We start from the raw sequence: 24226 nt of genomic DNA on the forward strand, positions 1-24226 counted from the left end.
CTTCGTCAAGGGGCAGGTCATCAAGACCGTCCCGGAGTCGAAGATCGTGGAGACCCTGATCGAGGAGGCCATGAAGATCGCCGAGCAGATGGAGCAGGACGGCGTCGCCTCGGGCGAGCCGGAGATCTCGGTCAGCGGCTGACCCCCGGGCGGCGCCCGCCCGCGCCGCATCCGCCGCGCCACACCGCAGCCCCGCCCCTGAAGGGCGGGGCTTCCTGGTTTCCGGAAGGCGGGATCTTCGGAAAGCGTTTTCATCGAAATGTTGCGACGGTTCACCCGTCGCGGCCGTCCACGGCCTCTACCCGCTCGCTTGTGGCTGCTAACTTGCTGACGAGCAGGCTGAGAAATCGCTATCTCGGCACGGGACGACTTCAGGGGGGATGCGATGACCACAGCGCGGCGCGGCGCGGAGCGCGCCGGACACGGTGGCGAGGGGTCCGCGAGACGGCCCTCCGGGCGGGGGCAGAAACGCGTCACCATCGCCGATGTGGCCCGCGCCTCCGGCGCCTCCGTGGCGACCGTCTCGCGGGTGATCAACCAGGTCGGCACCGTCGCCCCGGACCTCGCCGACCGGGTCCGCGAGGCCATCGCCGACCTGGGCTACCGCCCGAACGCCGCGGCGCAGGGCCTGGCCCGGGGCCGCTCCGGCACGCTCGGGGTGCTCGTCCCGGACCTGGCGAACCAGTACTTCCACGACATCATCAAGGCCCTCTCCGCGGTGGCCAGATCCAACGGGTCCCGCGTCCTGGTCATGGACTCCAACGAGGACCCCGCCGCCGAGCGGGACCTGGCCGAGGACCTCATCCGGTACGCGGACGGCCTGCTGCTCTGCTCCCCGCGCATGCCGCGCGCCGACCTCATCGCGCTGACCGGCCGCGACACCCCGGTCCTGGTCACCAACCGGCAGGAGCCCGGCCTCGGCCTGCGGGCGATCACCGTCGACTTCTTCCGTGGCGTCCTCGCCCTCTGCGGCCACCTCGCCCAGCTCGGGCACCGGGACGTCGTCTACGTCGCCGGCCCCGGGGGCGCCTGGGCCCACCACGAGCGGATGCGCGCCCTCGCCGCCGCCGAGGACTTCGGGCTGCGCGTGCGCACGGTCGACGCGGGCTCCACCGCCGACGACGGATACGCGGCGGCCGACGCCGCCCTCGGCACCGGCGCGAGTGCCGTGATGGCCTACAACGACTTCGTGGCGCTCGGACTGCTCGCGCGGTTCGCCGAACTCGGCGTACGGGTGCCGGACGATGTGTCCCTGACGGGCTTCGACGAGATCGACATGGCGCGCTTCTCGGCGCCGCCCCTCACCACGGTAGCGATTCCCCGAGGGCGACTCGGGCAGGCCGCCGGTGCGGCGCTGCTGCGGCTGATGGCCGGCGAGGACGACATCGAGGGCGAATCCATCCCGGTCGACCTGCACGTTCGCAGTTCGACCGGCGCACCTTCTTGACAGATCCGATGGCTCGCAGGAGTTTGTTCGGGCACCAGGCTGAGAAAGCGTTTCCTCACTGTCGCTGACGCATATCGGGCCGACGCCCGCAGGGAGTTGCTGTGTCCCGCACCGTCCACAGAGCCAGTCTTCGTATGCCGTCCGTTCAGCGCCTCGTCGCCACCGGCTTGTTGCTCGCGGTCACGGTGGTCGGATGCAGCGCACCGAGCAGTCAGTCGTCGGGGGACGAGGGGCAGTCCGCCCAGAAGGTGCCGGACAAGCCGAGCAAGCCGGTCTCGCTGGAGATCCTCGACGTCGCCGGGAACCTGCAGTTGACCCAGGGCATGATCGACGAGTTCCAGAAGAATCACCCGGAGATCGTCAGCAAGGTCTCGTACTCCAAGGCGCCCGCTCCGGAACTCGCCGGCAAGATCAAGGCGCAGCAGCAGGCAGGCCGCGTCCAGATCGACATGGTCCTCACCGGCACCGACGGCCTCGCCGCGGGGCTCGAGCAGGACCTCTGGGCGGACATGGCCGCGCACCAGGACGCCATCGGCAACCCGGACTACCTGCCGCCGGCGGCGGAGATGGCGAAGCTGGCGCAGGGCAAGGGCACGGCCGTCGTGTACTACCCGTCGGGGCCGCTGTTCGAGTACGACCCGGCCAAGGTGCCGAATCCGCCGAAGACCCCGCAGGAACTCCTGGACTGGGCCAAGGCCCACCCCAAGCGCTTCCAGTACGCCGACCCGGCCAACTCCGGCCCCGGCCGCACCTGGCTGATGGGGCTGCCGTACCTCCTCGGCGACAAGGACCCGTCCGACCCCGAGAAGGGGTGGGACAAGACATGGGCGTACCTGAAGGAACTCGACAAGTACGTCGACGTGTACGGCTCGGGCACCTCCGAGACCATGAAGAACCTGGCCACCGGTCAGGTTGACATGATCATGAGCACCACGGGCTGGTACATCAACCCGCGTGCGCTCGGCACCGTGCCGAAGAAGATGAAGGCCGGTCACTTCGACGACATGACCTGGGTGACCGACGCCCAGTACGCCGTGGTCCCCAAGGGCGTCAGCGCCGACAAGATGTCCGCGGTGCTCAACCTGCTCCACTGGATGCTCACCCCCGAGCAGCAGGCGAAGGCCTACGACGACGGCTACTTCTACCCGGGCCCGGCCGTCAAGGACGTGCCGCTGTCGATGGCGCCCGCCAAGTCCCAGCAGGTCGTCAAGGAGTACGGCGTCCCCGAGTTCGACACCTGGATCGACCAGTTCCCGAAGAAGCCGTCGCTGTCCGCGCAGGCGCAGGTCAAGGCGTTCGACCTGTGGAACCGTCAGGTGGCGGGCCAGTGACGGGGGCCCGTATCTCGACCCTGCGCCTGGCCGGGGTCACCCGCAGCTTCGGCGGACACCAGGCCCTGCGGGGACTGGACCTGGAGATCTCGGGCGGTGAGTTCGTGGCGCTGCTCGGCCCTTCCGGCTGCGGAAAGTCCACCGCCCTCAACTGCCTGGCCGGACTGCTGCCGCTGACCGGCGGCCAGATCTTCCTCGACGGGGAGCGCATCGACCAACTCGCCCCCGAGCGGCGCGGGTTCGGCATGGTCTTCCAGAACTACGCCCTGTTCCCGCACATGACCGTCCGGAACAACGTCGGCTTCGGCCTGAAGATGGCGAAGGTCCCCAAGGCCGAGGCCGCCGAACGAGTCACCAGGGCTTTGGACATGGTGCAGTTGACCGCTCACGCCCACAAGCGGCCCGGTCAGCTCTCCGGCGGCCAGCAGCAGCGGGTCGCCATCGCCCGCGCCATCGTCCTGGAACCGCGGCTGGTGCTGATGGACGAGCCGCTGTCCAACCTCGACGCCGCGCTGCGCCTGGAGATGCGGGCGGAGATCCGCCGACTGCACCAGCGGCTCGGACTGACCACCGTGTACGTCACGCACGACCAGGAGGAGGCCCTCTCCCTCGCGGACCGGCTCGTCGTGCTGCGCGACGGCCGCACCCAGCAGATCGGCACCCCGGAGGAGGTCTACAGCCGCCCGGCCAACCGCTATGTCGCCTCCTTCATGGGCTACCGCACCCTGCTGGACGCCACCGTCACCGGGACCCGCGGCCCCCATGTGGTCGTCGACATCGCGGGCAGCCCGCTCGTCGGGCTCGACCGTGACGGAGTGGCGGCCGGCGGCCGGGTCACGGCGGCCATCCGCCCCGAGGACCTGGACGCGGTGACCGGGGACGACCCCCCGGATGGCACCTCCGGCACCTCCGGCACTCCGGGACTGCCCGCGACGGTCGAGGTCGTCGAGTACCACGGACGCGAACTCGCCGTGCAGGCACGGCTGACGGACGGGCGCCGGGTCCACTTCCGCACCCGGAAACGGCTCGCGCCCGAGGAGTCGGTACGGCTCGTCGCCCCTGCCGACCGGGTCCTGGTCTTCGCCGCCGACGACGGAGACGGACTGCCCAATGAGCTTGGCAAGAGGCCGTCTCGCGGCCCCGGAGCCGGGGACGGACCGGCCCCCGAGCCCTCCGCCCCCGAGCCGTCCGTCCCCGAGGCCGGGGAGCCGGGCTCCCCCGACCCGCGGAACCCCGCGGCCGCACCGGCGGACGAGGGCGCGGCGGAGCCTTCCGGGAAGTCGCGGGAGGCGCGCGACATCCCGAAACAGGTGGCCACATGAGCGCCACCGACACCCGCGCGGCCCCGCCGCCCGCGCCGCCGGAACTCCCGGCCGCCCGGCCCGCGCTGCGCCACCGCCTGGCCGAGCGCGGGGTCGACCGGCTTCTGCTCCTCGCGGTCCCGGGAGTGCTTTTCCTCGCCGTGCTGTTCTGCTACCCCTTCTTCTACGGTCTTGGACTGTCGTTCCAACCCGCCCAGGGCGGAGGGCCGTTCGCCAACTACCGGCTCTTCTTCAGCGATCCGTATCTGCGGGAGACCCTGTGGATCACCCTGGGCCTGGCCGTGCCCGCCGCGCTGATCAACTGCCTTGCCGCCGTGCCGGTCGCGTTCCGCACCCGCGGAGCGTTCCGGGGCCGGCGGCTGATCACCACGCTGCTGGTCATGCCGATCACCCTCGGGACGGTCCTCACCGCCCAGGGCCTGCTCGGTTACCTCGGCCCCAACGGCTGGTTCAACAAGGCCCTGCTGGGACTCGGCCTCATCGACGAGCCGCTCGCCCTCGTGCACAACTACTGGGGTGTGCTGGCCTCGCTGATCATCACCGGCTTCCCCTTCTCCTACCTGCTGACGCTGTCGTACCTGACCGGTATCGACCCCAGCCTGGAGCAGGCCGCCGCGACGCTCGGCGCGGACTGGCGCAAGCGGCTGCGGTACGTGCTCCTGCCGCTGCTCGCACCGGGCCTTGCCATCACCTTCTGCCTGTCGTTCGTCCTGGCGTTCGCGGTGTTCCCGTCCGCCCAACTGGTCGGTGACCCGCGCAAGACCACGCACGTCATCTCGATCGAGGCGTACCAGGCGGCGTTCCAGAAATTCGACTACTCCCTCGGTTCCGCCATCGCCATGATCATGGCCGCGGTGATGCTCGCGGTCGTCGTCCTCGTGCTCGCCTGGCGGTCGCTGCTGTACCGAGGAGCGACGGGAGGCAAGGGCTGATGGCCGACCTCGTCCAGACCCCCGCGGCGCAGACCGGCACGAACCCGGCCGCCCCCTCCCGGTGGCGCCGGATCCGCCCCGGCACCTGGATCGCCGCCCTCGTCTTCGGGTTCTTCTTCCTCCAACTCGCCGGAGTCATCGGCGTACCGCTCGTCGACTCCCTGGGCACCCGCTGGTTCACCAGCTGGCTGCCGCAGGGCTGGACGACGAAGTGGTACGGCTCCGCCTGGCGGGAGTTCCGGCTCGGCCAGGTCTTCTGGACGACCGCGCTGGTGTCCGTGCTCGTCGTCGCCCTGTCCGTGGTGATCGGGGTGCCGGCCGCCTACGCGCTGGCCCGGCGGGACTTCCCCGGCAAGAAGGCCGTGCTGCTGCTGTTCGTGCTGCCGATCCTGGTGCCGCCCCTCACCTACGGCATCCCGCTGGCCACCGTCCTGTACAAGTTCCAGCTCGCCGGGACCCTGACCGGGGTGGTACTGGCGAACCTGGTGCCGTCGGTGCCGTTCGTCGTCCTGACGATGACCCCGTTCATCGAGCAGATCGACCCCAGGATCGAGGCTGCCGCCCGGATGTGCGGGGCCCGAACCGGCTCCGTCCTGCTGCGCGTCCTCGCGCCGCTGCTGGTGCCCGGCATCCTCGCCGCCTCCGTACTGGTCCTGGTCCGCACGGTCGGCATGTTCGAACTCACCTTCCTCACTGCGGGACCGGACAGCCAGACCCTCGTCGTGGCGCTCTACTACGCCGTCTTCTCGGCCGGTATCCGCACCCAGCAGTCCATCGACGCGATGGCCGTGATGTACACGCTGTCGATGCTCGTGCTGCTGGTGGTCGCCCTGCGCTTCGTCAACCCCACCCAGTTGGTGACCCGCGTCAAGGAGGACCGGTCCGCGTAGGAGATGGCCGTTCCGACGGGCGGGGGACGGCCGTTCCCACGGGTACGGGACGGCCGTTCCCACTGGCAGGGGCGGTGCCGGGCGGCATACACCGCCGGGCGGCGTCCCCCGTCGCTGCCAGGTACAGTGCGGGAACCAGTAGATCCTCATGGTGAGGCCCCGCCGACGTGTTGACCCAGACGACCACCGCGGTCCTCGGACCGAGCGACCACGACGCCGCGCTCGCGGTGCTCGGCCGCGAACCGGTTGTGAACGCCTTCGTGGCGTCCCGCGTTCAGGTCGCCGGACTGGACCCGTGGCGGCTCGGCGGAGAGATGTGGGGCTGGTACGAGGACGGCATACTCACGTCCCTGTGCTACGCGGGGGCCAACCTCGTCCCGATCTGCGCCACCCCCAGGGCCGTCCGGGCCTTCGCGGACCGTGCGCGCCGGGCCGGCCGCCGCTGCTCCTCCATCGTGGGACCGGCCGAACCCACCGCCCAGCTGTGGCGGCTCCTGGAACCGGGCTGGGGCCCGGCCCGCGAGATCCGCGCCCACCAGCCGCTCATGGTCACCGACCGCATGCCGGCCGGCATCGCTCCGGATCCCTACGTCCGCCGCATCCGCAAGGACGAGATGGAGACGATCATGCCGGCCTGCGTGGCGATGTTCACCGAGGAGGTCGGCGTCTCCCCGCTCGCCGGGGACGGCGGCCTGCTCTACCAGGCCCGGGTCGCCGAACTCGTCGGCTCCGGCCGCTCCTTCGCCCGCCTCGACGAGCACGGCAAGGTGGTGTTCAAGGCCGAGATCGGCGCCGCGACCCCCGAGGCCTGCCAGATCCAGGGCGTGTGGGTGGCCCCCGAGTACCGCGGCCGCGGTCTGGCGGTCCCCGGCATGGCCGCGGTCCTGCGGTACGCGCTGGCCGACGTGGCCCCGGTGGTCAGTCTGTACGTGAACGACTTCAACACCGCGGCCAGGCGCACCTACCTGAAGACGGGCTTCCAGGAGGTCGGCGCGTTCATGAGCGTTCTCTTCTGACCTGCGTCTCACTGCGCTGTTCAGCGCCCCGTGCACGCCCTGTAGTCTCCGGGCATGGCGCACTTCCCCGGTCGCGGACACCGCCGCAGCGACGACGTCGTGATCGGCCCCCTGGACCTGTCGGCCCGCGTCGACGAGGCGCTCGCCGTGCAGGCCGTCGCCTTCGGTCTCGGCGCCGACGAGGTGGCCGTACGCCGGCAGATCGTGCTGCGCCACATGACCTGCCGGGGGGCCCGCGCGCTCGGCGCCACCACGGCCGACGGCCGGCTCGCCGGATTCGTCTACGGCATGCCCAACGACCGCACCCACTGGTGGTCCACCGTCGTCGAGCCCTACCTGCGCGCCCGCGGCCACGACGACTGGCTCGACGACTCCTTCGTGATCACCGAACTGCACGTCCACCCGAGCCACCAGAACCGCGGCATCGGACGGGCCCTGATCACCACCATCACCGACAGCGCGAGCGAGCCCCGCTCGATCCTCTCCGCGATCGACACCGACAGCCCGGCCCGCGGCCTCTACCACTCCCTGGGCTACGAGGACCTCGCCCGCCAGGTGCACTTCCCCAGCGCGCCGAAACCGTACGCCGTGATGGGCGCCCCGCTGCCGCTGCGCCGCCGCCTGGACCCGGCGCCTGGTCGGCTTTAACCGATTTCCACCGGCGCGGCAAGCCCGGCTAACCTCCTAGCCATCAGCTTCCCCCACTCTCGGCCTCGTCCGAGCGGGGGCCACCATCGGCAGGAGTACGAGAACCATGGCCAACGCACCGGTCCAGCGCATGTCCCAGTTGTTGGCGAAGACGCTGCGCGACGACCCGGCGGACGCCGAGGTCCTGAGCCACAAGCTGCTGGTCCGCGCGGGCTACGTACGGCGCACCGCCGCCGGGATCTGGACCTGGCTGCCGCTGGGCAAGAAGGTCCTCGCCAACGTGGAGCGGATCGTCCGCGAGGAGATGGACGCCATCGGCGCCCAGGAGGTGCTGCTGCCCGCGCTGCTGCCCCGTGAGCCGTACGAGGCGACCGGCCGCTGGGACGAGTACGGCGCCGAGCTGTTCCGTCTGAAGGACCGCAAGGGCGGCGACTACCTGCTCGGGCCGACCCACGAGGAGATCTTCACCCTGCTGGTGAAGGACCAGGCGACCTCCTACAAGGACCTGCCGGTCATCCTCTACCAGATCCAGACCAAGTTCCGGGACGAGGCCCGGCCCCGCGCGGGCATCCTGCGCGGACGCGAGTTCCTGATGAAGGACTCCTACTCCTTCGACCTCGCCGACGAGGGCCTCGCCGAGTCCTACGCCCTGCACCGCCAGGCCTACCAGCGGATCTTCGACCGCCTGGGCCTGGACTACCGGATCTGCGCCGCGACCGCGGGCGCGATGGGCGGCTCCAAGTCCGAGGAGTTCCTCGCCCCGGCCGCCGCCGGCGAGGACACCTTCGCCGACTGCCCGAACTGCGACTTCGCCGCCAACACCGAGGCGATCGCGTACGAGCTGGTGCCGGTGGACGGCTCCGCCGTGCCCGCGGCCGAGGAGATCCCCACCCCGGACACCCCGACCATCGAGACCCTCGCCGCCTCCCTCGGCGTGCCGGCCTCCGCCACGCTGAAGAACCTGCTCGTCAAGGTCGACGGGGAGATCGTCGCCGTCGGTGTCCCCGGCGACCGCGAGGTGGACCTGGACAAGGTCGAGGCGCACTTCGCCCCGGCCGCCGTCGAGCTGGTCACCGCCGAGGACTTCGTGGGCCGCCCGGACCTGGTCCGTGGCTACGTCGGTCCGCAGGGCCTGGACAAGGTGAAGTACATCGCCGACCCGCGCGTGGCGCCCGGCACGGCCTGGATCACCGGCGCCAACAAGGAGCACACGCACGCGAAGAACGTGGTCGCCGGGCGCGACTTCGAGGTCGACGAGTACGTCGACGTGGTGGTCGTGCAGGACGGCGACCCCTGCCCGAAGTGCGGCACCGGCCTCAAGCTGGACCGTGCCATCGAGATCGGCCACATCTTCCAGCTCGGCCGCAAGTACGCCGACGCCCTCAAGCTCGACGTCCTCGGCCAGAACGGCAAGCCGGTCCGCGTCACCATGGGCTCCTACGGCATCGGCGTCTCCCGCGCGGTGGCCGCCCTCGCCGAGCAGCACGCCGACGACAAGGGCCTGATCTGGTCCAAGGAGGTCGCCCCGGCCGACGTGCACGTGGTCGCCGCCGGCAAGGCCCTGCAGACCGAGGTGGCCCTGGAGGTCTCCCAGAAGCTCGCCGCGGCAGGCGTCCGCGTCCTCGTCGACGACCGGGCCGGCGTCTCCCCGGGCGTGAAGTTCACCGACTCAGAACTCATCGGCGTCCCGCAGATCCTGGTCGTCGGCCGCCGCGCGCCCGAGGGCGTCGTCGAGCTGAAGGACCGCCGCACCGGCGAGCGCGAGGAACTCCCGATCGAGGAAGCGATCACCCGCCTCACGGCGTAGTCCTGCCCGGCGGAACGGGTCACGGGATCAAGAGGGGTCAGGCACGTCCAGCCACAAGGCGAACGAGGACGCGCCGGACCCCGCACCCGCACCAAGATCCGCCGACCGTCCGCTGCCCCCGCGTCACCGCTCTCCCGGACCGGCGTCCGGTGGGTGGGGGAGCGGCCGTTGTCACGGCGGTGCTGCCTGGGTGGTTTCGTCGGAGGCGGCCGCCTCCGCGTTCGCGTGTCGGCCGCGGGCCCGCTCGTTCCAGGCGGTCGGGTGGGTCAGAGCCAGGTGGCGAATTCCAGGAGGAGTTCCGCGTCCTTCGGGCGGCCCACGCGGCGGGCGCGTACGCCGGATTCCACGGCTCGGAAGAGCGTCCAGCCGCGCAGGCGGTCGCGGTCGACCTCCAGGGACTCCGCCAGCCGCTTGATCCGGCGCCGGGTGGTGGCGGCGCCGGACGGCGCGGCGATCAGGTCCTCCACCCGGTCGCGGACCAGCCGCGCCAGGTCGAAGGCGGTCTCGCCGACCACCGGGTCCGGGCCCACGGCCAGCCACGGCATCCGGTTCCCGGCGAGCACCTTGCTCTGCCGGAACGTGCCGTGCAGCAGCCGCCGCTCGGGTGGCGCGGCCAGCAGTTCCGCGCGGGCCGTGAGCGCCGCCTCGACCAACGGCGCCACCTCCGCGTCGGCCTCCGCGCTCGCCCGCATCGCCCCGGCCTGCCGCCCGGTCCGCTCCTCGACCGTCTCGAAGGTGTGCCCGGCGGGCGGTTCGACCCACAGCCGCCGCAGCGTGCCCGCCGCCTCCAGCAGCGCCCGTGCCTCCGGCAGCGACCGCACCGACACGTCCGGGTGCAGCCGCTCCAGCAGCAGCACACCCTCGACCGGGACCGGACCGACCGGCCCGTCCTCCAGCAGTTGCACGGCGCCCCGCCCGCCCCAGTGCGCGAGCGCGGCCCGCTCGCTCTCCGGACGGGCCCGGGCAGGGGCCAGTTTGAGCACGGCCGGCGTCCCGTCCGCCGTCCGCACCAGCACGACGAGGCTGCTGCGTCCGCCGGGCATCTGCACCCGCTCGACGGTCAGCTCGCGCAGCGCCACCGCCTGCCGCGCCAGTCCGGGCAGCGTCTCCAGCCAGTCGTCCCCGTCCGGTGCGGTCTCACCCAGCGCCCGCACCAGACGCCGCGGCGGTTCGAAAGCCATGCGCGAGTCGTTCCTTCCTGGACTTCCTGGTCTTCCTGGACGCGTTCTCCGCTGTCGCCGTGCGCCGTGGGTGCCTCGTGTGCCGTCCCGTTCCTCCCGTCCGTGCCCGTCCGCGGGATTCGTACGCCCTATCGCGTCGGTGTCTTCGAAGCCGTGGGCGTGCCCGCCGTACCGGCCCGTTCGGCGAGACCAGGGAAGGCTACGCTCCCCCCGCGCCAGCGCACCGCCCGGACCGCCGCCTCGCGCAGCGCCCCGGCGGCCTCCCGCCGCCGCCCGCCCGCGGCCGCCCGGACCAGGTCGGAGTACACCCCGGCCACGCGTTCCTCCAGCTCGGCGGCGAACCGTACCGCCGCCGCGGAGTCCGGCACCGGGAACGGCAGCGTGTAGGCGGCCGCCGCGGCCACCGGCTGCCCGCCCAGGTCCCGCACCTCGCGCACCAGGGCGTCCCGCCGCGCCCGATGGGCGTCGTACGCCGACCGCGCCTCGGCCCGCCGGCTCTCGCCGATCCGGCCCCCGACGACCCCGTACCCGTACACGGCCGCGTGCTCGGCGGCGAGCGCCGCCTGGAGTGCCTCCAGCCGCCGCCGGTCCGTCACCTGGCTCACTTGTCACCTTCCGTCAGGAGAAACGCGTGCGCGGCACCGGCCGCCGCCACCGAGGCCAGCAGACGGGCCAGTTCACCGGGCACCTGGACCAGGGCCGCCGTGCGCCGGTCGGACAGGGAACGCTCGGCGGCGGCGAGCCCGGCCAGGGCGGACTTCGCGGTCTCCCGGGCGGTGGGAGAGCCCGAGGCCTCGGCTCCCGCCGGTGCCCCGGAGCCCTCGGGCGAACCGGAGCCCTCGGGCGTGGCCGAGGCCGCCGGAGGCGTGGTCGGCGCCGTCGCGCCGGGCGAGGGCTTCGCGGTGCCGCCGAACGCCTCCGCGTGCGCCGCGACGTGCGCGCGCAGCGGCCGCAGCCGCTCCGCCAGCGCCGGATGCGCGGCCATCACCGCGTCGTACCGCCGCGCCAGCTCCTCGCTGTCGCGTGCCGCAAGCGCGCGCATCCGCTCGGCGGCCGACGGGGCCTGGCCCGTGCCGCCGGAGTCGTCGGAACCGGTGGAGCAGCCCACGAGCAGGGCGGCCCCCGCGGCCGAGGCGAGCAGGCTCCTTCTGCGCGGGCCCGCCAGGGCGCGCGGAGGTGAGGGGAACGGCACGGAAGACGTCCTCGGGTGCGTGAAGAAAGTGGGAGGGGCGGCTCGCCCGTGATCACGGTACCCGCGCCCCGCGCACGCATCACTCAGCGGCACCGCCGCTGCCCAGGTGGACGGCAACACCCCTGCGGACCGGATACCCTTTGACCAGACACGCGACCAACCCACAACAGCACACGCGGCCGAGGAGTCACCCGGATGAGCACCACCCAGAGCGAGAGGCTGCGGGAACTGCTGGAACCGCTCGTCACCTCCCAGGGCCTGGATCTCGAAGAGATCGCCGTGGACTCCGTAGGACGCAAGCGTGTGCTGCGCGTCGTCGTCGACTCCGACACCGGGGCCGATCTGGACCGGATCGCCGATGTGAGCCGTGCGCTCTCGGCGAGGCTCGACGAGACGGACGCGATGGGCGAGGGCGAGTACACCCTCGAGGTCGGTACCCCGGGCGCGGAGCGCCTCCTCAGGGAACACCGGCACTACGTGCGTGCCACGGGCCGGCTGGCCAAGTTCCAGCTGGCCGACGGCGGCGAGCTGGTGGCCAGGATCCTCGGGGTCGACGACGAAGGCCTCGACCTCGAAGTGCCCGGGGTGAAGGGGCGCAAGCCCACGACCCGCAGACTCGGCTTCCCGGACGTCGTCAGGGCGCGGGTGCAGGTCGAGTTCAACCGCAAGGACCAGAAGGAAGAGGAGGCGTAGCCGTGGACATCGACATGAGTGCCCTGCGGGGCTTGGTACGAGAGAAGGAGATCTCCTTCGACCTGCTGGTCGAGGCGATCGAGTCGGCCCTCCTCATCGCCTACCACCGCACCGAGGGAAGCCGCCGCCACGCGCGCGTGAAGCTCGACCGGCAGACCGGGCATGTGACCGTGTGGGCGAAGGAGGACCCCCAGGACCTCGAGGAGGGCCAGGAGCCCCGCGAGTTCGACGACACCCCGTCCGGCTTCGGCCGTATCGCCGCCACCACCGCCAAGCAGGTCATCCTGCAGCGGCTGCGCGACGCCGAGGACGACGCGACGCTCGGCGAGTACGCCGGCCGCGAGGGCGACATCGTCACCGGGGTCGTCCAGCAGGGCCGCGACCCGAAGAACGTGCTCGTCGACATCGGCAAGCTGGAGGCCATCCTGCCGGTGCAGGAGCAGGTCCCCGGGGAGACCTACCCGCACGGCATGCGGCTGCGGTCGTACGTCGTCCGGGTCGCCAAGGGCGTCCGCGGCCCCTCGGTGACCCTGTCCCGTACGCACCCGAACCTGGTGAAGAAGCTCTTCGCCCTGGAGGTCCCGGAGATCGCCGACGGCTCCGTGGAGATCGCCGCGATCGCCCGTGAGGCGGGTCACCGCACCAAGATCGCCGTACGGTCCACCCGTTCGGGCCTGAACGCCAAGGGCGCCTGCATCGGCCCCATGGGCGGCCGGGTGCGCAATGTGATGGGCGAGCTGAACGGCGAGAAGATCGACATCGTCGACTGGTCGGACGACCCGGCCGAGATGGTGGCGAACGCGCTGTCGCCGGCCCGCGTCTCCAAGGTGGAGGTCGTGGACCTGGCCGCCCGGTCGGCCCGCGTCACCGTGCCCGACTACCAGCTGTCGCTGGCGATCGGCAAGGAGGGCCAGAACGCCCGGCTGGCGGCCCGGCTCACGGGCTGGCGGATCGACATCCGTCCGGACACGGAGCAGGCCCCCGAGTAAGCCCTCCGGGCAGGCGCACGAGCAGGCGCACGGGCAGGACCGCGGGGGAGTTCACCCGTCCGGGGGGAATAGATCCGGGCCGCAGGCCGCTCGGAATACGACAACAGCCGTTCGATCTTCGCCCCGCAGGGGTGAGGTCGGTGCGGGGAGGTAGACTTAGCTGTGTCTGGCCGGACGCGTGCCCGCGCATGCCCTGAGCGTACCTGTGTGGGATGCCGGGAGCGAGCGGCCAAGATCGAACTACTGCGGACCGTGGCGGTCGAGGACGAGTGCGTCCCCGATCCTCGCGGTACGCTGCCCGGCCGGGGTGCGTATGTACACCCCGCCCCGGTCTGTCTCGACCAGGCGGTGCGCCGCCGGGCGTTTCCCCGGGCGCTCCGCGTCCCGGGACCGCTCGACGTAATGGCGTTGCGCCGGTACGTCGAGCAGGCACAAGGTTGCTGAGGCAACACGGCAAGGAAAGACGTGCCGTACGGAAGTCCCCGTGCGGCCTGGTACCTCGCGAGTCGAAAGCAGGTCGAGATTGCGATGAGCACTCGATGAGTACGCGATGAGTACGCCCATGAACTAGCGACGGTCCGGCCGCAACCCGGACCTCAAAGGAGCGAAGTGGCTAAGGTCCGGGTCTACGAACTCGCCAAGGAGTTCGGTGTGGAGAGCAAGGTCGTCATGGCCAAGCTCCAGGAACTCGGTGAATTCGTCCGATCGGCGTCCTCGACGATCGAGGCGCCCGTAGTACGCAAACTGACTGACGCCTTCCAGCAGGGCAACGGCAGCGGCAGGTCCGCCGCGAAGCCGGGTGCCCCGAGGAAGGCCGCCCCCAGGCCCGCCGCGCCTTCTCCGGCGCAGGCCGGGGGTCCCTCCCGCGCCGTCAAGGCGGCGGGGGAGCGTCCGGCAGCGCCCAAGCCGCCGGCCGCGCCCAAGCCCGCCCCGGCGCAGCAGCCCGCGGCAGCGGCTCCGTCGGCGTCGTCCGCGCCGACCCCCGGTCCGCGTCCGGTGCCGGGTCCCAAGCCCGCGCCGCGTCCGGCTCCGGCCGCGCCCACCACGCCGGAGTTCACCGCTCCGCCGTCGGCCCCGTCGCCGGCCGCGCCGAAGCCCGGCGCCCGTCCCGGTGCCCCCAAGCCCGGTGGCCGTCCCGGCCAGGGCCAGGGTTCGCGTCCGGGCCAGGGTGCCGCGCGCCCCGGTGGCCAGGGTCCCCGTCCGGGCGCCCGTCCGGCCGGTCCGCGTCCGGGCAACAACCCCTTCACCTCCGGTGGCTCCACCGGCATGGCGCGCCCGCAGGCGCCGCGTCCGCAGGGCCAGCGGCCCGGCGGCCCCGGTGCTCCCGGCGCCGGTCCGCGTCCGCAGGGCCCCGGCGGCCAGGGCGGCGGTCCGCGTCCGCAGGCTCCGGGCGGTCCGCGCCCGACCCCGGGCTCGATGCCCCGTCCGCAGGGCGGTCCGCGTCCCGGTCCGGGCGGTCCGCGTCCGAACCCCGGCATGATGCCGCAGCGTCCCGCTGCCGGCCCGCGTCCCGGCCCCGGCGGTGGCCGCGGTCCGGGTGGTGCGGGTCGTCCCGGCGGCGCCGGTCGTCCCGGTGGCGGCGGCGGCTTCGCCGGTCGTCCCGGTGGTGGCGGCGGTGCCGGTCGTCCCGGTGGCGGCGGCGGTTTCGCCGGTCGTCCCGGTGGTGGCGGCTTCGGTGGTGGCGGCGGTGGCCGTCCCGGCTTCGGCGGCCGTCCCGGTGGTCCCGGTGGCCGTGGTGGCACGCAGGGCGCCTTCGGCCGTCCCGGTGGTCCCGCGCGTCGTGGCCGCAAGTCGAAGCGGCAGAGGCGCCAGGAGTACGAGGCCATGCAGGCCCCGTCGGTCGGCGGCGTGATGCTGCCTCGCGGCAACGGCGAGACCATTCGCCTGTCGCGCGGTGCGTCGCTCACCGACTTCGCGGAGAAGATCAACGCCAACCCGGCGTCCCTCGTCGCGGTCATGATGAACCTGGGCGAGATGGTCACGGCCACGCAGTCGGTCTCCGACGAGACGCTGCAGCTCCTCGCCGGCGAGATGAACTACGAGGTTCAGATCGTCAGCCCCGAGGAGGAGGACCGCGAGCTGCTCGAGTCCTTCGACCTCGAGTTCGGCGAGGACGAGGGCGGCGAGGAGGACCTGGTGGTCCGTCCGCCGGTCGTCACCGTCATGGGTCACGTCGACCATGGCAAGACCCGCCTGCTCGACGCCATCCGCAAGACGAACGTCATCGCGGGCGAGGCCGGCGGCATCACCCAGCACATCGGTGCCTACCAGGTTGCGACCGAGGTCAACGGCGAGGACCGGGCGATCACCTTCATCGACACCCCGGGTCACGAGGCGTTCACCGCCATGCGTGCCCGCGGTGCCCGGTCGACGGACATCGCCATCCTGGTGGTCGCGGCCAACGACGGCGTCATGCCGCAGACGGTCGAGGCGCTCAACCACGCCAAGGCGGCCGACGTGCCGATCGTGGTCGCGGTCAACAAGATCGACGTCGAGGGTGCCGACCCGACCAAGGTGCGCGGTCAGCTGACCGAGTACGGCCTGGTGGCCGAGGAGTACGGCGGCGACACCATGTTCGTCGACATCTCCGCCAAGCAGGGTCTGCACATCGACTCGCTGCTGGAAGCGGTCGTCCTGACCGCCGACGCCTCGCTCGACCTGCGGGCCAACCCGCAGCAGGACGCGCAGGGCATCGCGATCGAGTCCCGTCTCGACCGCGGCCGCGGTGCCGTGGCGACGGTGCTCGTCCAGCGAGGCACGCTGCGGGTCGGCGACACCATGGTGGTCGGCGACGCGTACGGCCGTGTCCGGGCGATGCTCGACGACAACGGCAACAACGTGGCCGAGGCCGGCCCGTCGACGCCGGTGCAGGTCCTGGGTCTGACCAACGTCCCGGGTGCGGGCGACAACTTCATCGTGGTGGACGAGGACCGTACGGCCCGTCAGATCGCGGAGAAGCGCGCCGCCCGTGAGCGCAACGCCGCGTTCGCCAAGCGCGTCCGCCGCGTCTCGCTCGAGGACCTGGACAAGGTGCTCAAGGCCGGCGAGGTCCAGCAGCTCAACCTCATCATCAAGGGCGACGCGTCCGGTGCGGTCGAGGCTCTCGAGTCCTCGCTGCTCCAGCTCGACGTCGGCGAAGAGGTCGACATCCGCGTCCTGCACCGCGGTGTGGGTGCGGTCACGGAGTCGGACATCGACCTGGCCATGGGCTCCGACGCCATCGTGATCGGCTACAACGTGCGCGCCGCCGGGCGTGCCGCGCAGATGGCCGAGCGCGAGGGTGTGGACGTCCGGTACTACTCGGTCATCTACCAGGCGATCGAGGAGATCGAGGCGGCCCTCAAGGGCATGCTCAAGCCGGAGTACGAGGAGGTCGAGCTCGGCACGGCGGAGATCCGCGAGGTCTTCCGTTCGTCCAAGCTGGGCAACATCGCGGGTGTGCTCATCCGCTCCGGCGAGGTCAAGCGCAACAGCAAGGCGCGCCTCCTCCGCGACGGCAAGGTCATCGCGGAGAACCTCAACATCGAGGGTCTGCGTCGCTTCAAGGACGACGTCACCGAGATCCGCGAAGGCTACGAGGGTGGTATCAACCTCGGAAACTTCAACGACATCAAGGTCGACGACGTCATCGCGACGTACGAGCTCCGCGAGAAGCCGCGGGCGTAACGCCGCAGACACCCGTGCCGGCCGGCGGGACCACTCCCGTCGGCCGGCACGGCCGTGTCCGGGGCCGCGGGGCCCCGCGAGCCGTGCGGGGCGCGAAGCCGTGCCCACCCCGGCAGCGGGAAACCCCGTCCCACCCGGGCCGCGGAAAACCCCGTCGAGTCATCGGCGGGGTTCGCGGTACCGTTCTTGATGTCCCTGCCCACCGAGAGGGCAGGACCATCGACCCCGTACCGGCGGGCAACCCGGGCACACACATGTACGTGGGGACTCTGTCCTTCGACCTGCTCCTCGGCGACGTCCACTCGCTGAAGGAGAAGCGTTCCGTCGTCCGCCCGATCGTCGCCGAGCTCCAGCGCAAGTACGCGGTGAGCGCGGCGGAGGTGGACCACGCGAACCTCCACCGGCGGGCCGTCATCGGTCTCGCCGCGGTCTCCGGCGACGCGACGCACCTGACCGACGTGCTGGACCGGTGCGAACGGCTGGTCGCCGGCCGTCCCGAGGTGGAGCTGCTGTCCGTCAGACGCCGCTTCCACGGCGAGGACGACTAGACCGCACCCATCCGCACCATCCACACCGCAGAAGCAGAAGAAGAAAGAACGGGAGACGGACCAGTGGCCGACAACGCGCGGGCGAAAAGGCTGGCGGACCTCATCCGAGAGGTGGTGGCCCAGAAGCTGCAGCGCGGGATCAAGGACCCGCGGCTCGGCTCGCACGTCACCATCACGGACACCCGGGTCACGGGTGACCTGCGGGAGGCGACCGTCTTCTACACCGTCTACGGAGACGACGAGGAGCGGAAGGCCGCGGCCGCGGGCCTGGAGAGCGCCAAGGGCATCCTGCGCTCCGAGGTCGGCCGGGCGGCCGGGGTGAAGTTCACCCCGACCCTCGCCTTCGTCGCGGACGCCCTGCCGGACACCGCCCGGAACATCGAGGACCTCCTCGACAAGGCCCGCGCCTCCGACGCGAAGGTGCGCGAGACGTCCTCCGGTGCCACGTACGCCGGTGAGCCGGACCCGTACAAGAAGCCGGGGTCCGACGACGGGACGGACGACACCACCGCATGACCAGCAAGCCCACCCCGCCCGACGGCCTCGTCATCGTCGACAAGCCGTCGGGCTTCACTTCGCACGACGTCGTGGCCAAGATGCGCGGCATCGCCAGGACCCGCCGGATCGGCCACGCGGGCACCCTCGACCCCATGGCGACCGGTGTGCTCGTGCTCGGCGTGGAGAAGGCCACCAAGCTCCTCGGCCACCTCGCGCTGACCGAGAAGGAGTACCTCGGCACCGTCCGGCTCGGCCAGAACACGATCACCGACGACGCCGAGGGTGAGATCACCTCCGCCACGGACGCCTCCAAGGTGACCCGGGGCGCCGTCGACGCCGCCATCGCCAAATTGACCGGCGACATCATGCAGGTGCCGTCCAAGGTCAGCGCCATCAAGATCAACGGCGTGCGGTCGTACAAGCGGGCCCGGGAGGGCGAGGAGTTCGAGATCCCGGCCCGGCCGGTGACTGTCTCCTCCTTCGCCGTCCACGACGTCCGCGACGCCGTCGCCGCCGACGGCACCCCCGTGCTCGACCTGGTGGTGTCCGTGGTCTGCTCCTCCGGCACCTACATCCGCGCCCTCGCCCGCGACCTGGGCGCCGACCTCGGCGTCGGCGGCCACCTCACCGCGCTGCGCCGGACCCGGGTCGGTCCGTACAAGCTGGACTCCGCCAGGACGCTGGACCAGCTCCAGCAGGAGCTGACCGTGATGCCGATCGGCGAGGCGGCCGCCGCCGCGTTCCCCCGCTGGGACGTCGACGCCCGGCGCGCCCGGCTGCTCATCAACGGCGTACGGCTGGAGGTGCCCGACGAGTACGCGGGCGCCGGTGCCGTGGCCGTCTACGGCCCCGACGGCCGCCTCCTCGCGCTCGTGGAGGAGCAGCGGGGCAAGGCCAAGAGCCTGGCCGTCCTCGGCTGATCGCGCGACGGTGCCCGTGGAGCGGCGAACACGGGGTGTTCCTCAGCCGGCGCTCCACGGTTCCGTCCCCCCTCGGTTCCCCCACCCCTGAGCTCTATCCAGCGGCACGCGCCCATTCACCCGGCCGTGCGGGCGCTCGGAGTGAACGGGGGGAGTGCAGGGGGGCGCGTTCGCCGCACGGCCTGTCCCGCTGATCATCCGCCGCCTACCGTCGAGAGCAGGCACGGCGGTACGGCGGGGAGGTTCGGGCATGGCGGGGCGGGTCCTCGATCAATCCACACAGGCGCATGGACCACAGGGATCCCGCCCCGGCCGCCACACGCTCCGGCCGGCCGGGAGCCCGCAGGAACCGGACGGCACGATCCGGCGGCGGGCGGCGACGGAATCCCGGGACCGCTCCCTGGACCGCTCCCTGGTCCGCATCCGCGACCTGGCGGGACGGCCCCGCGGCACCGGCTTCGCGGCCGACCACCGGGGCACGATGATCACCAGCCACGAAGCCGTCGACGGACTGTCCCGGCTCGTGGTGCACGCCCCCGGCGCGGGCGAGCGTTCCTGCGTGGTGACGTCCGACGCGATCACCGCGCTGCCCGCCCTGAACCTGGCCCTCGTCCGCACGGAAGGCCTCGGCGTGGAGCCGCTTCCCGTCACCGTGCGGGACGGCGCCCGCAGCGGCACCTACGTCCGGATCGCGGCCGACCGCTGGCGCGAGGCCCGGGTGCTCGGCGCGGCCACGGTGACGTACACGGCCTCGGACCGCTCCCATCTCCTCGACGGCGTCACGGAGTTGGCGATCGGCACGGCGGGCCGCGACGCGCTCCGGCTGGGCGGCGGGGCCGCCGGGGGACCGGTCCTCGACGTGACGACCGGCGCGGTGGTCGCCGTCCTCGGCACGGCCCTGGAGTCCGGCCGCGGCGACGCCGGCTTCGCGGTACCGCTGCGCCGCCCCCGCGAGGGCCCCCTGGCCGACCTCCTCGCCCGCAACGCGGCCACGGTCGCCGCCTACGGCCCTGATCTGAACCTGGCGGCGGTCCTCGAACTCACGGCCACCTCCCTGGCCCAGGACGGCCCCGCCGGAGCCCTGCCGTCCCCCCACCCGGGACCGGGCGGGCCCGGATCGCCCGCCGGACCGGTCGAACGCGCCGCCGTGGCCGGGGAACTGGCCGCGTTCGGTGCCGGCCGGGCCGCCGTGCTCGGGCTCGTCGGGGACTCCGGAAGCGGCCGTACGACGGAACTCGCCGCGCTGGCCGGCCATCGTGCCCGCGGCGGTTCGCCCGCGCCCACCCTGTGGCTGCGCGGTGCCGATCTGCTGGCCACCGACGCCTCGGTCGCGGACGCGGTGGGCCGGGCGCTGGACCGGGCGGCCCGGATCGTCGCGTCCGCCCGGTCGCCCCTGCCCACCGAGCTCACCGACATCACCCCGGAACGCGTCGCCCGCCTCGCCCGCGCCCACGGCCGTCCCCTCCTGCTCCTCCTCGACGGTCCCGAGGAGATGCCGCCGGCTCTGGCCGACCGGCTCCCCGAGTGGACCGAGGGAACCGCGGGGTGGCTGCGCGGCACGGGGGCGCGCCTCGTGGTGGCCTGCCGGGAGGCGTACTGGGAGGCGGCGGGAGCGCGGTTCCCGGCGGACCTGCTCCACACCCCGGTCACGGTGGCGGCCGGTACGGACGGCGGCACCGGCCATCTGCCGCCCTGCCTGCCTCTCGGCGGTCTCACCCCCGCCGAGGCCCACGTGGCCCGCGCCCGCCACGGCATCCCGGACGGCGCACTGGTAAACGCCGCCGCCCGCCACCCGCTCACCCTCCGGCTCCTGGCGGAGGTGCGCGCCGCCCTCCCCGACGTCGCCGACCACCCCCCGCTCGACCGCGGCGACGTCCTCACCGCCCACCTGGACCTGATGTGCCTGCGCATCGCCGTCCGCCTCGCCGCGGAGAACGGCCTGCGCGGTACCGCTGTACGGCGTCTGGCGGCGAAGGTCTCCGGCCAGGTGCACGAGGCCGCCCGCCGCAGCCTCGGCCAGGGGGAACTGGACCGGGCCGCGTTCGAGGAGCTGTTCCCCCGGGGACCCGCCCCGGCCGGCCTGGGCGGCGGCACCGGCTGGGCGGCGGCCGTCCTCACCGAGGGCCTCCTCGTCCCGGCGGGCGACGGCTACCGCTTCGCGCACGAGGAGCTCGCCGACTGGATCCAGGGCACCCACCTCGACCTGGACGAGGCCCTGCGCGTCCTGGTCCACCGGCAGCACACACCCGGCACGCCGCGCCACCCGCAGCCAGTTCCGCACCACCGCATCGGACCCGTCGTCCAGGCCCTGCTTCTCCTGGCCCGTCAGCACGGCACACGCCGACTGGCGGTCCGGCTCGAGGAGTTGCTGTGCGCCCTCGACACCGATCCGCACTCCTGGTGGGCGTCCCGCCTTCTCGCCGGCGTACTGCTGCGTGTGGCGGACACGGCACCGTACCTCCGCGTGCTGCGATTGCTCGCCGAGCGGATCGTGGTCTGGCAGCAGTGCGACCTGCCCGTGCCGCCCGGTTTCGGGCCGGGCTTCTGGACCGCTCTGCATCTGTCCGACGCCGACCGCTGCGACCTGTTCAGGCGTCTCCTCCTCGCCGACGGCCCGCGGGACACCCACGGCGCGGGCGGCGGACCCCGCCGTCCGTCCCGGTACCTGGACGCCGTCGCACGCCTCCTCACCACCGACCCCGCCGCCGTGCAACCGCACCTCACGCGCTGGTTCTACGACGAGCGGCCGCTGCCCGCCGCGCCGCACGCCACCGTGGCCACGGCCGCCCAGGCCCTGCTCCACACCCACCGAGCCCGCGCCCTCGACGACCTCACCGACACGCTGGCCGGGTGCGCCCACGCGCGCGCCGAGGAACTGCTGGCCGTGCTCGCCGAGGAGGAGCCGTCCGCGCTGTGCCGGGCCGTGGACCGGTGGGCGCGCGACGACCGCCCGGCGCTGAGGGCGGCGGCCCTGACGTACGGCCTGCGCATCGCGCCCCGGGCACGCACCGAGGCCGACCGCGAACTGCTGCGCCACACCGCCCGCACCCTGCTCGACCACCCGGCCGACTCCGACCTGCACGGCGGCGCGCTCGCCCTCCTCGTCCGGGATCCGCACACCCGCGCCCGCCATCTGCCGCAGGCGCTGCGGCACTTCGCGGCGGGAGACCCGCAGCTGCCGCCGAGCGCGCTGGCGCCCGCCCTGACCACCCACCCCGAGGCGGTCCTCGCCGCCATCGGCGCGTGCCTGCACCGGGGCACCGGTATCGGCGAGGTCCTGCGCGCCCTGGGCGACGTCGCCACACCCGCGCTCGCCCGCCGGGTCGCCGTCCCGGTCCGCGAGGCGGTGACACGGCACCCGGAGGCCGCCGGGCCGGTGGCGGCGTACGTCGACCACCGCCTGGACGAGGACCCCGCCGCCGGCTCGGTGCTGTTCCCCCTGGTCGCAGGCCTCCTCGACGGCGGCGGGGACGGTGGCGACGGAGGCGAGGGTGAGGGCGCCGGTGACCGGGGTCACAGGGGCCATGGCAGTCCGGAGCGGTTGCGTTCCGCGCTGGCCGCCGTGCTCGCCGCCCCCGGCACCCCGGCCTCCCGCCCGCTGCGCCGGGAGCTGCTGGACTTCCTCCTGGCCCACGAGGGCTCCCCGGCCGTCCTGGACGCGGTGCTGCGCGCCGCCGCCTCCACCGCCGAGGAGGACCTGTGCGGCCTCGTCCACCGCGTCGGCCTGCTCCTCGTCCGCACCCCCGACGGCGCGGCCGTGTTCGACCGGGGCCTGGTGGAGCTGGGCCGGCAGGTGCCCGGCTTCGCCGCCCGCGTGGCCGGCTGGCTGACCGACGCACCGGGAGACTGGGCCGTGGTGGTGGGTCCCAGCGCCCGCCGGATGATCGAGGACATGGCGGGCGTACCCGTCCCCGTCTGACCACGCACCCGTCTCCGTCGACGACGTACCCGTCCTCGCCCGGCGGCGTGCGCCCGATCACAGCGCCCATGCCGATGCAGGCGGCGACCGCCGGGCATGGCACCCTTAGACCTGCGGACAAGGCAGCAAGAACAACTAGGACAACCCGAGATGATACGGACACGGGTTCGACGAGGAGCGGTCACAGTGCAGCGCTGGCGTGGCTTGGAGGACATCCCCCAGGACTGGGGGCGCAGCGTCGTCACCATCGGCTCCTACGACGGAGTCCACCGCGGACACCAGCTGATCATCGAGCACGCCGTGGACCGCGCCCGCCAACTGGGCGTCCCGGCCGTCGTCGTCACCTTCGACCCGCACCCCAGCGAGGTCGTGCGTCCCGGCAGCCACCCGCCGCTGCTCGCCCCACACCACCGCCGTGCCGAGCTGATGGCCGGGCTGGGCGTGGACGCGGTCCTCGTCCTGCCCTTCACCGCCGAGTTCTCGAAGCTGTCCCCGGCCGACTTCGTCGTCAAGGTGCTGGTCGACAAGCTGCACGCCAAAGCGGTCGTCGAGGGCCCGAACTTCCGCTTCGGGCACAAGGCAGCGGGCAACGTCGAGTTCCTGGCCGAACAGGGCAAGACCTACGACTTCGAGGTCGAGGTCGTCGACCTGTACGTCAACGGAGAGGCGGGCGGCGGCGAGCCGTTCTCCTCGACCCTGACCCGCCGCCTGGTCGCCGAGGGCGACGTCCAGGGCGCCCGGGAGATCCTGGGTCGCCCGCACCGGGTCGAGGGCGTCGTGGTCCGCGGCGCCCAGCGCGGCCGCGAGCTGGGCTTCCCCACGGCCAACGTCGAGACCCTCCCGCACACCGCGATCCCCGCCGACGGCGTCTACGCCGGTTATCTGCACGCCCAGGGCGAGGCCATGCCCGCCGCGATCTCCGTGGGCACGAACCCGCAGTTCGACGGCACCGAACGCACGGTGGAGGCGTACGCCATCGACCGGGTGGGCCTCGACCTGTACGGCCTGCACGTCGGCGTCGACTTCCTTGACTTCGTCCGCGGCCAGGCGAAGTTCGACTCGCTGGAGGCGCTCCTGGAGACGATGACCGAGGACGTCGAGAAGTGCCGGCGGATCGTCGCGGCGGACGCGAAGACGGCCTAGTGCTGCGATCGGAAAGGTTCACCGGCTCGCGACGCCCGGCACGGCACCTCGCCGCGTTGTCGCATCACCCGAGTACATCCAGTA

At 72.8% G+C, this 24226-nt stretch carries 20 protein-coding genes and 1 pseudogene; 18 read left to right on the forward strand and 3 right to left on the reverse strand.

Translation table 11 applies throughout. The features are described from left to right. From ABZ818_RS31515 to ABZ818_RS31555, 9 genes and pseudogenes are all read left to right on the forward strand, one after another. Nucleotides 1-142: pseudogene (locus tag ABZ818_RS31515) on the forward strand (4-hydroxy-3-methylbut-2-en-1-yl diphosphate synthase); the annotation flags it as partial. Between the two features lie 243 nt (nt 143-385). Beyond that, nucleotides 386-1447, forward strand: coding sequence for a LacI family DNA-binding transcriptional regulator (locus ABZ818_RS31520; RefSeq protein ID WP_361422126.1), 1062 nt, complete (start codon nt 386-388; stop codon nt 1445-1447). A 134-nt stretch (nt 1448-1581) separates the two neighbouring features. Further along, nucleotides 1582-2778, forward strand: a complete 1197-nt coding sequence (locus ABZ818_RS31525; RefSeq protein ID WP_361422129.1) for an extracellular solute-binding protein — start codon at nt 1582-1584, stop codon at nt 2776-2778. Beyond that, nucleotides 2775-4100, forward strand: a complete 1326-nt coding sequence (locus tag ABZ818_RS31530) for an ABC transporter ATP-binding protein (RefSeq protein WP_361422132.1) — start codon at nt 2775-2777, stop codon at nt 4098-4100. The genes ABZ818_RS31525 and ABZ818_RS31530 overlap by 4 nt, the downstream gene beginning before the upstream one ends. Further along, nucleotides 4097-5032, forward strand: a complete 936-nt coding sequence (locus tag ABZ818_RS31535; protein ID WP_361422135.1) for a sugar ABC transporter permease — start codon at nt 4097-4099, stop codon at nt 5030-5032. Before ABZ818_RS31530 ends, ABZ818_RS31535 begins: the two co-directional genes overlap by 4 nt. After that, nucleotides 5032-5922 (forward strand): ABC transporter permease, encoded by an 891-nt coding sequence (locus ABZ818_RS31540; protein WP_361422138.1) that lies wholly within the window; start codon nt 5032-5034, stop codon nt 5920-5922. The genes ABZ818_RS31535 and ABZ818_RS31540 overlap by 1 nt, the downstream gene beginning before the upstream one ends. 167 nt (nt 5923-6089) lie before the next feature. After that, a complete protein-coding gene (locus ABZ818_RS31545) occupies nt 6090-6938 on the forward strand; it encodes a GNAT family N-acetyltransferase (RefSeq protein WP_361422141.1) in 849 nt (282 codons plus the stop codon). Between the two features lie 54 nt (nt 6939-6992). Next, nucleotides 6993-7586 carry a GNAT family N-acetyltransferase gene (locus ABZ818_RS31550; protein ID WP_361422144.1) on the forward strand — a complete coding sequence of 198 codons (594 nt, stop codon included), beginning with the start codon at nt 6993-6995 and terminating at the stop codon, nt 7584-7586. Between the two features lie 106 nt (nt 7587-7692). Then, nucleotides 7693-9393 (forward strand): proline--tRNA ligase, encoded by a 1701-nt coding sequence (locus ABZ818_RS31555; RefSeq protein ID WP_361422147.1) that lies wholly within the window; start codon nt 7693-7695, stop codon nt 9391-9393. A 266-nt stretch (nt 9394-9659) separates the two neighbouring features. Here ABZ818_RS31555 and ABZ818_RS31560 read toward each other — a convergent pair whose 3' ends face one another. The 3 genes from ABZ818_RS31560 to ABZ818_RS31570 all read right to left on the reverse strand — a co-directional run bounded on the left by ABZ818_RS31560 (nt 9660) and on the right by ABZ818_RS31570 (nt 11766). Then, a complete protein-coding gene (locus ABZ818_RS31560; protein WP_361422150.1) occupies nt 9660-10574 on the reverse strand; it encodes an aminoglycoside phosphotransferase family protein in 915 nt (304 codons plus the stop codon). 128 nt (nt 10575-10702) lie between these two features. Continuing rightward, a complete protein-coding gene (locus ABZ818_RS31565) occupies nt 10703-11179 on the reverse strand; it encodes a ferritin-like domain-containing protein (protein WP_361422153.1) in 477 nt (158 codons plus the stop codon). Then, a complete protein-coding gene (locus tag ABZ818_RS31570; protein ID WP_361422156.1) occupies nt 11176-11766 on the reverse strand; it encodes a hypothetical protein in 591 nt (196 codons plus the stop codon). Before ABZ818_RS31570 ends, ABZ818_RS31565 begins: the two co-directional genes overlap by 4 nt. 195 nt (nt 11767-11961) lie before the next feature. Here ABZ818_RS31570 and rimP point away from each other — a divergent pair, with 195 nt between their 5' ends. The 9 genes from rimP to ABZ818_RS31615 all read left to right on the forward strand — a co-directional run bounded on the left by rimP (nt 11962) and on the right by ABZ818_RS31615 (nt 24142). Further along, a complete protein-coding gene (gene rimP / locus ABZ818_RS31575; protein ID WP_141357785.1) occupies nt 11962-12459 on the forward strand; it encodes a ribosome maturation factor RimP in 498 nt (165 codons plus the stop codon). Between the two features lie 2 nt (nt 12460-12461). Further along, a complete protein-coding gene (gene nusA / locus ABZ818_RS31580) occupies nt 12462-13448 on the forward strand; it encodes a transcription termination factor NusA (RefSeq protein WP_361422159.1) in 987 nt (328 codons plus the stop codon). A 162-nt stretch (nt 13449-13610) separates the two neighbouring features. Continuing rightward, nucleotides 13611-13892 carry a YlxR family RNase P modulator gene (locus ABZ818_RS31585; protein ID WP_361422162.1) on the forward strand — a complete coding sequence of 94 codons (282 nt, stop codon included), beginning with the start codon at nt 13611-13613 and terminating at the stop codon, nt 13890-13892. Nucleotides 13893-14057: 165 nt separating this feature from the next. Next, nucleotides 14058-17114, forward strand: a complete 3057-nt coding sequence (infB, locus tag ABZ818_RS31590) for a translation initiation factor IF-2 (RefSeq protein ID WP_361422165.1) — start codon at nt 14058-14060, stop codon at nt 17112-17114. A gap of 254 nt (nt 17115-17368) precedes the next feature. Beyond that, complete coding sequence (locus tag ABZ818_RS31595) at nt 17369-17662, forward strand: DUF503 domain-containing protein (RefSeq protein ID WP_361422168.1); 294 nt, start codon at nt 17369-17371, stop codon at nt 17660-17662. A gap of 63 nt (nt 17663-17725) precedes the next feature. Continuing rightward, nucleotides 17726-18178 (forward strand): 30S ribosome-binding factor RbfA, encoded by a 453-nt coding sequence (gene rbfA, locus ABZ818_RS31600; protein WP_361422171.1) that lies wholly within the window; start codon nt 17726-17728, stop codon nt 18176-18178. Next, nucleotides 18175-19080: a tRNA pseudouridine(55) synthase TruB gene (truB, locus tag ABZ818_RS31605; RefSeq protein ID WP_361422173.1), complete on the forward strand. Its 906-nt coding sequence runs from the start codon at nt 18175-18177 to the stop codon at nt 19078-19080. The genes rbfA and truB overlap by 4 nt, the downstream gene beginning before the upstream one ends. Nucleotides 19081-19330: 250 nt before the next feature. Beyond that, the gene (locus ABZ818_RS31610) at nt 19331-22999 is read left to right on the forward strand and encodes a trypsin-like peptidase domain-containing protein (RefSeq protein WP_361422176.1); all 3669 of its coding nucleotides are present in this window, start codon (nt 19331-19333) and stop codon (nt 22997-22999) included. 186 nt (nt 23000-23185) lie between these two features. Continuing rightward, nucleotides 23186-24142, forward strand: coding sequence for a bifunctional riboflavin kinase/FAD synthetase (locus ABZ818_RS31615; RefSeq protein ID WP_361422179.1), 957 nt, complete (start codon nt 23186-23188; stop codon nt 24140-24142). Nucleotides 24143-24226: the final 84 nt, after the last annotated feature.

This window comes from Streptomyces sp. NPDC047453 (assembly GCF_040643155.1).
Classification (GTDB): domain Bacteria; phylum Actinomycetota; class Actinomycetes; order Streptomycetales; family Streptomycetaceae; genus Streptomyces.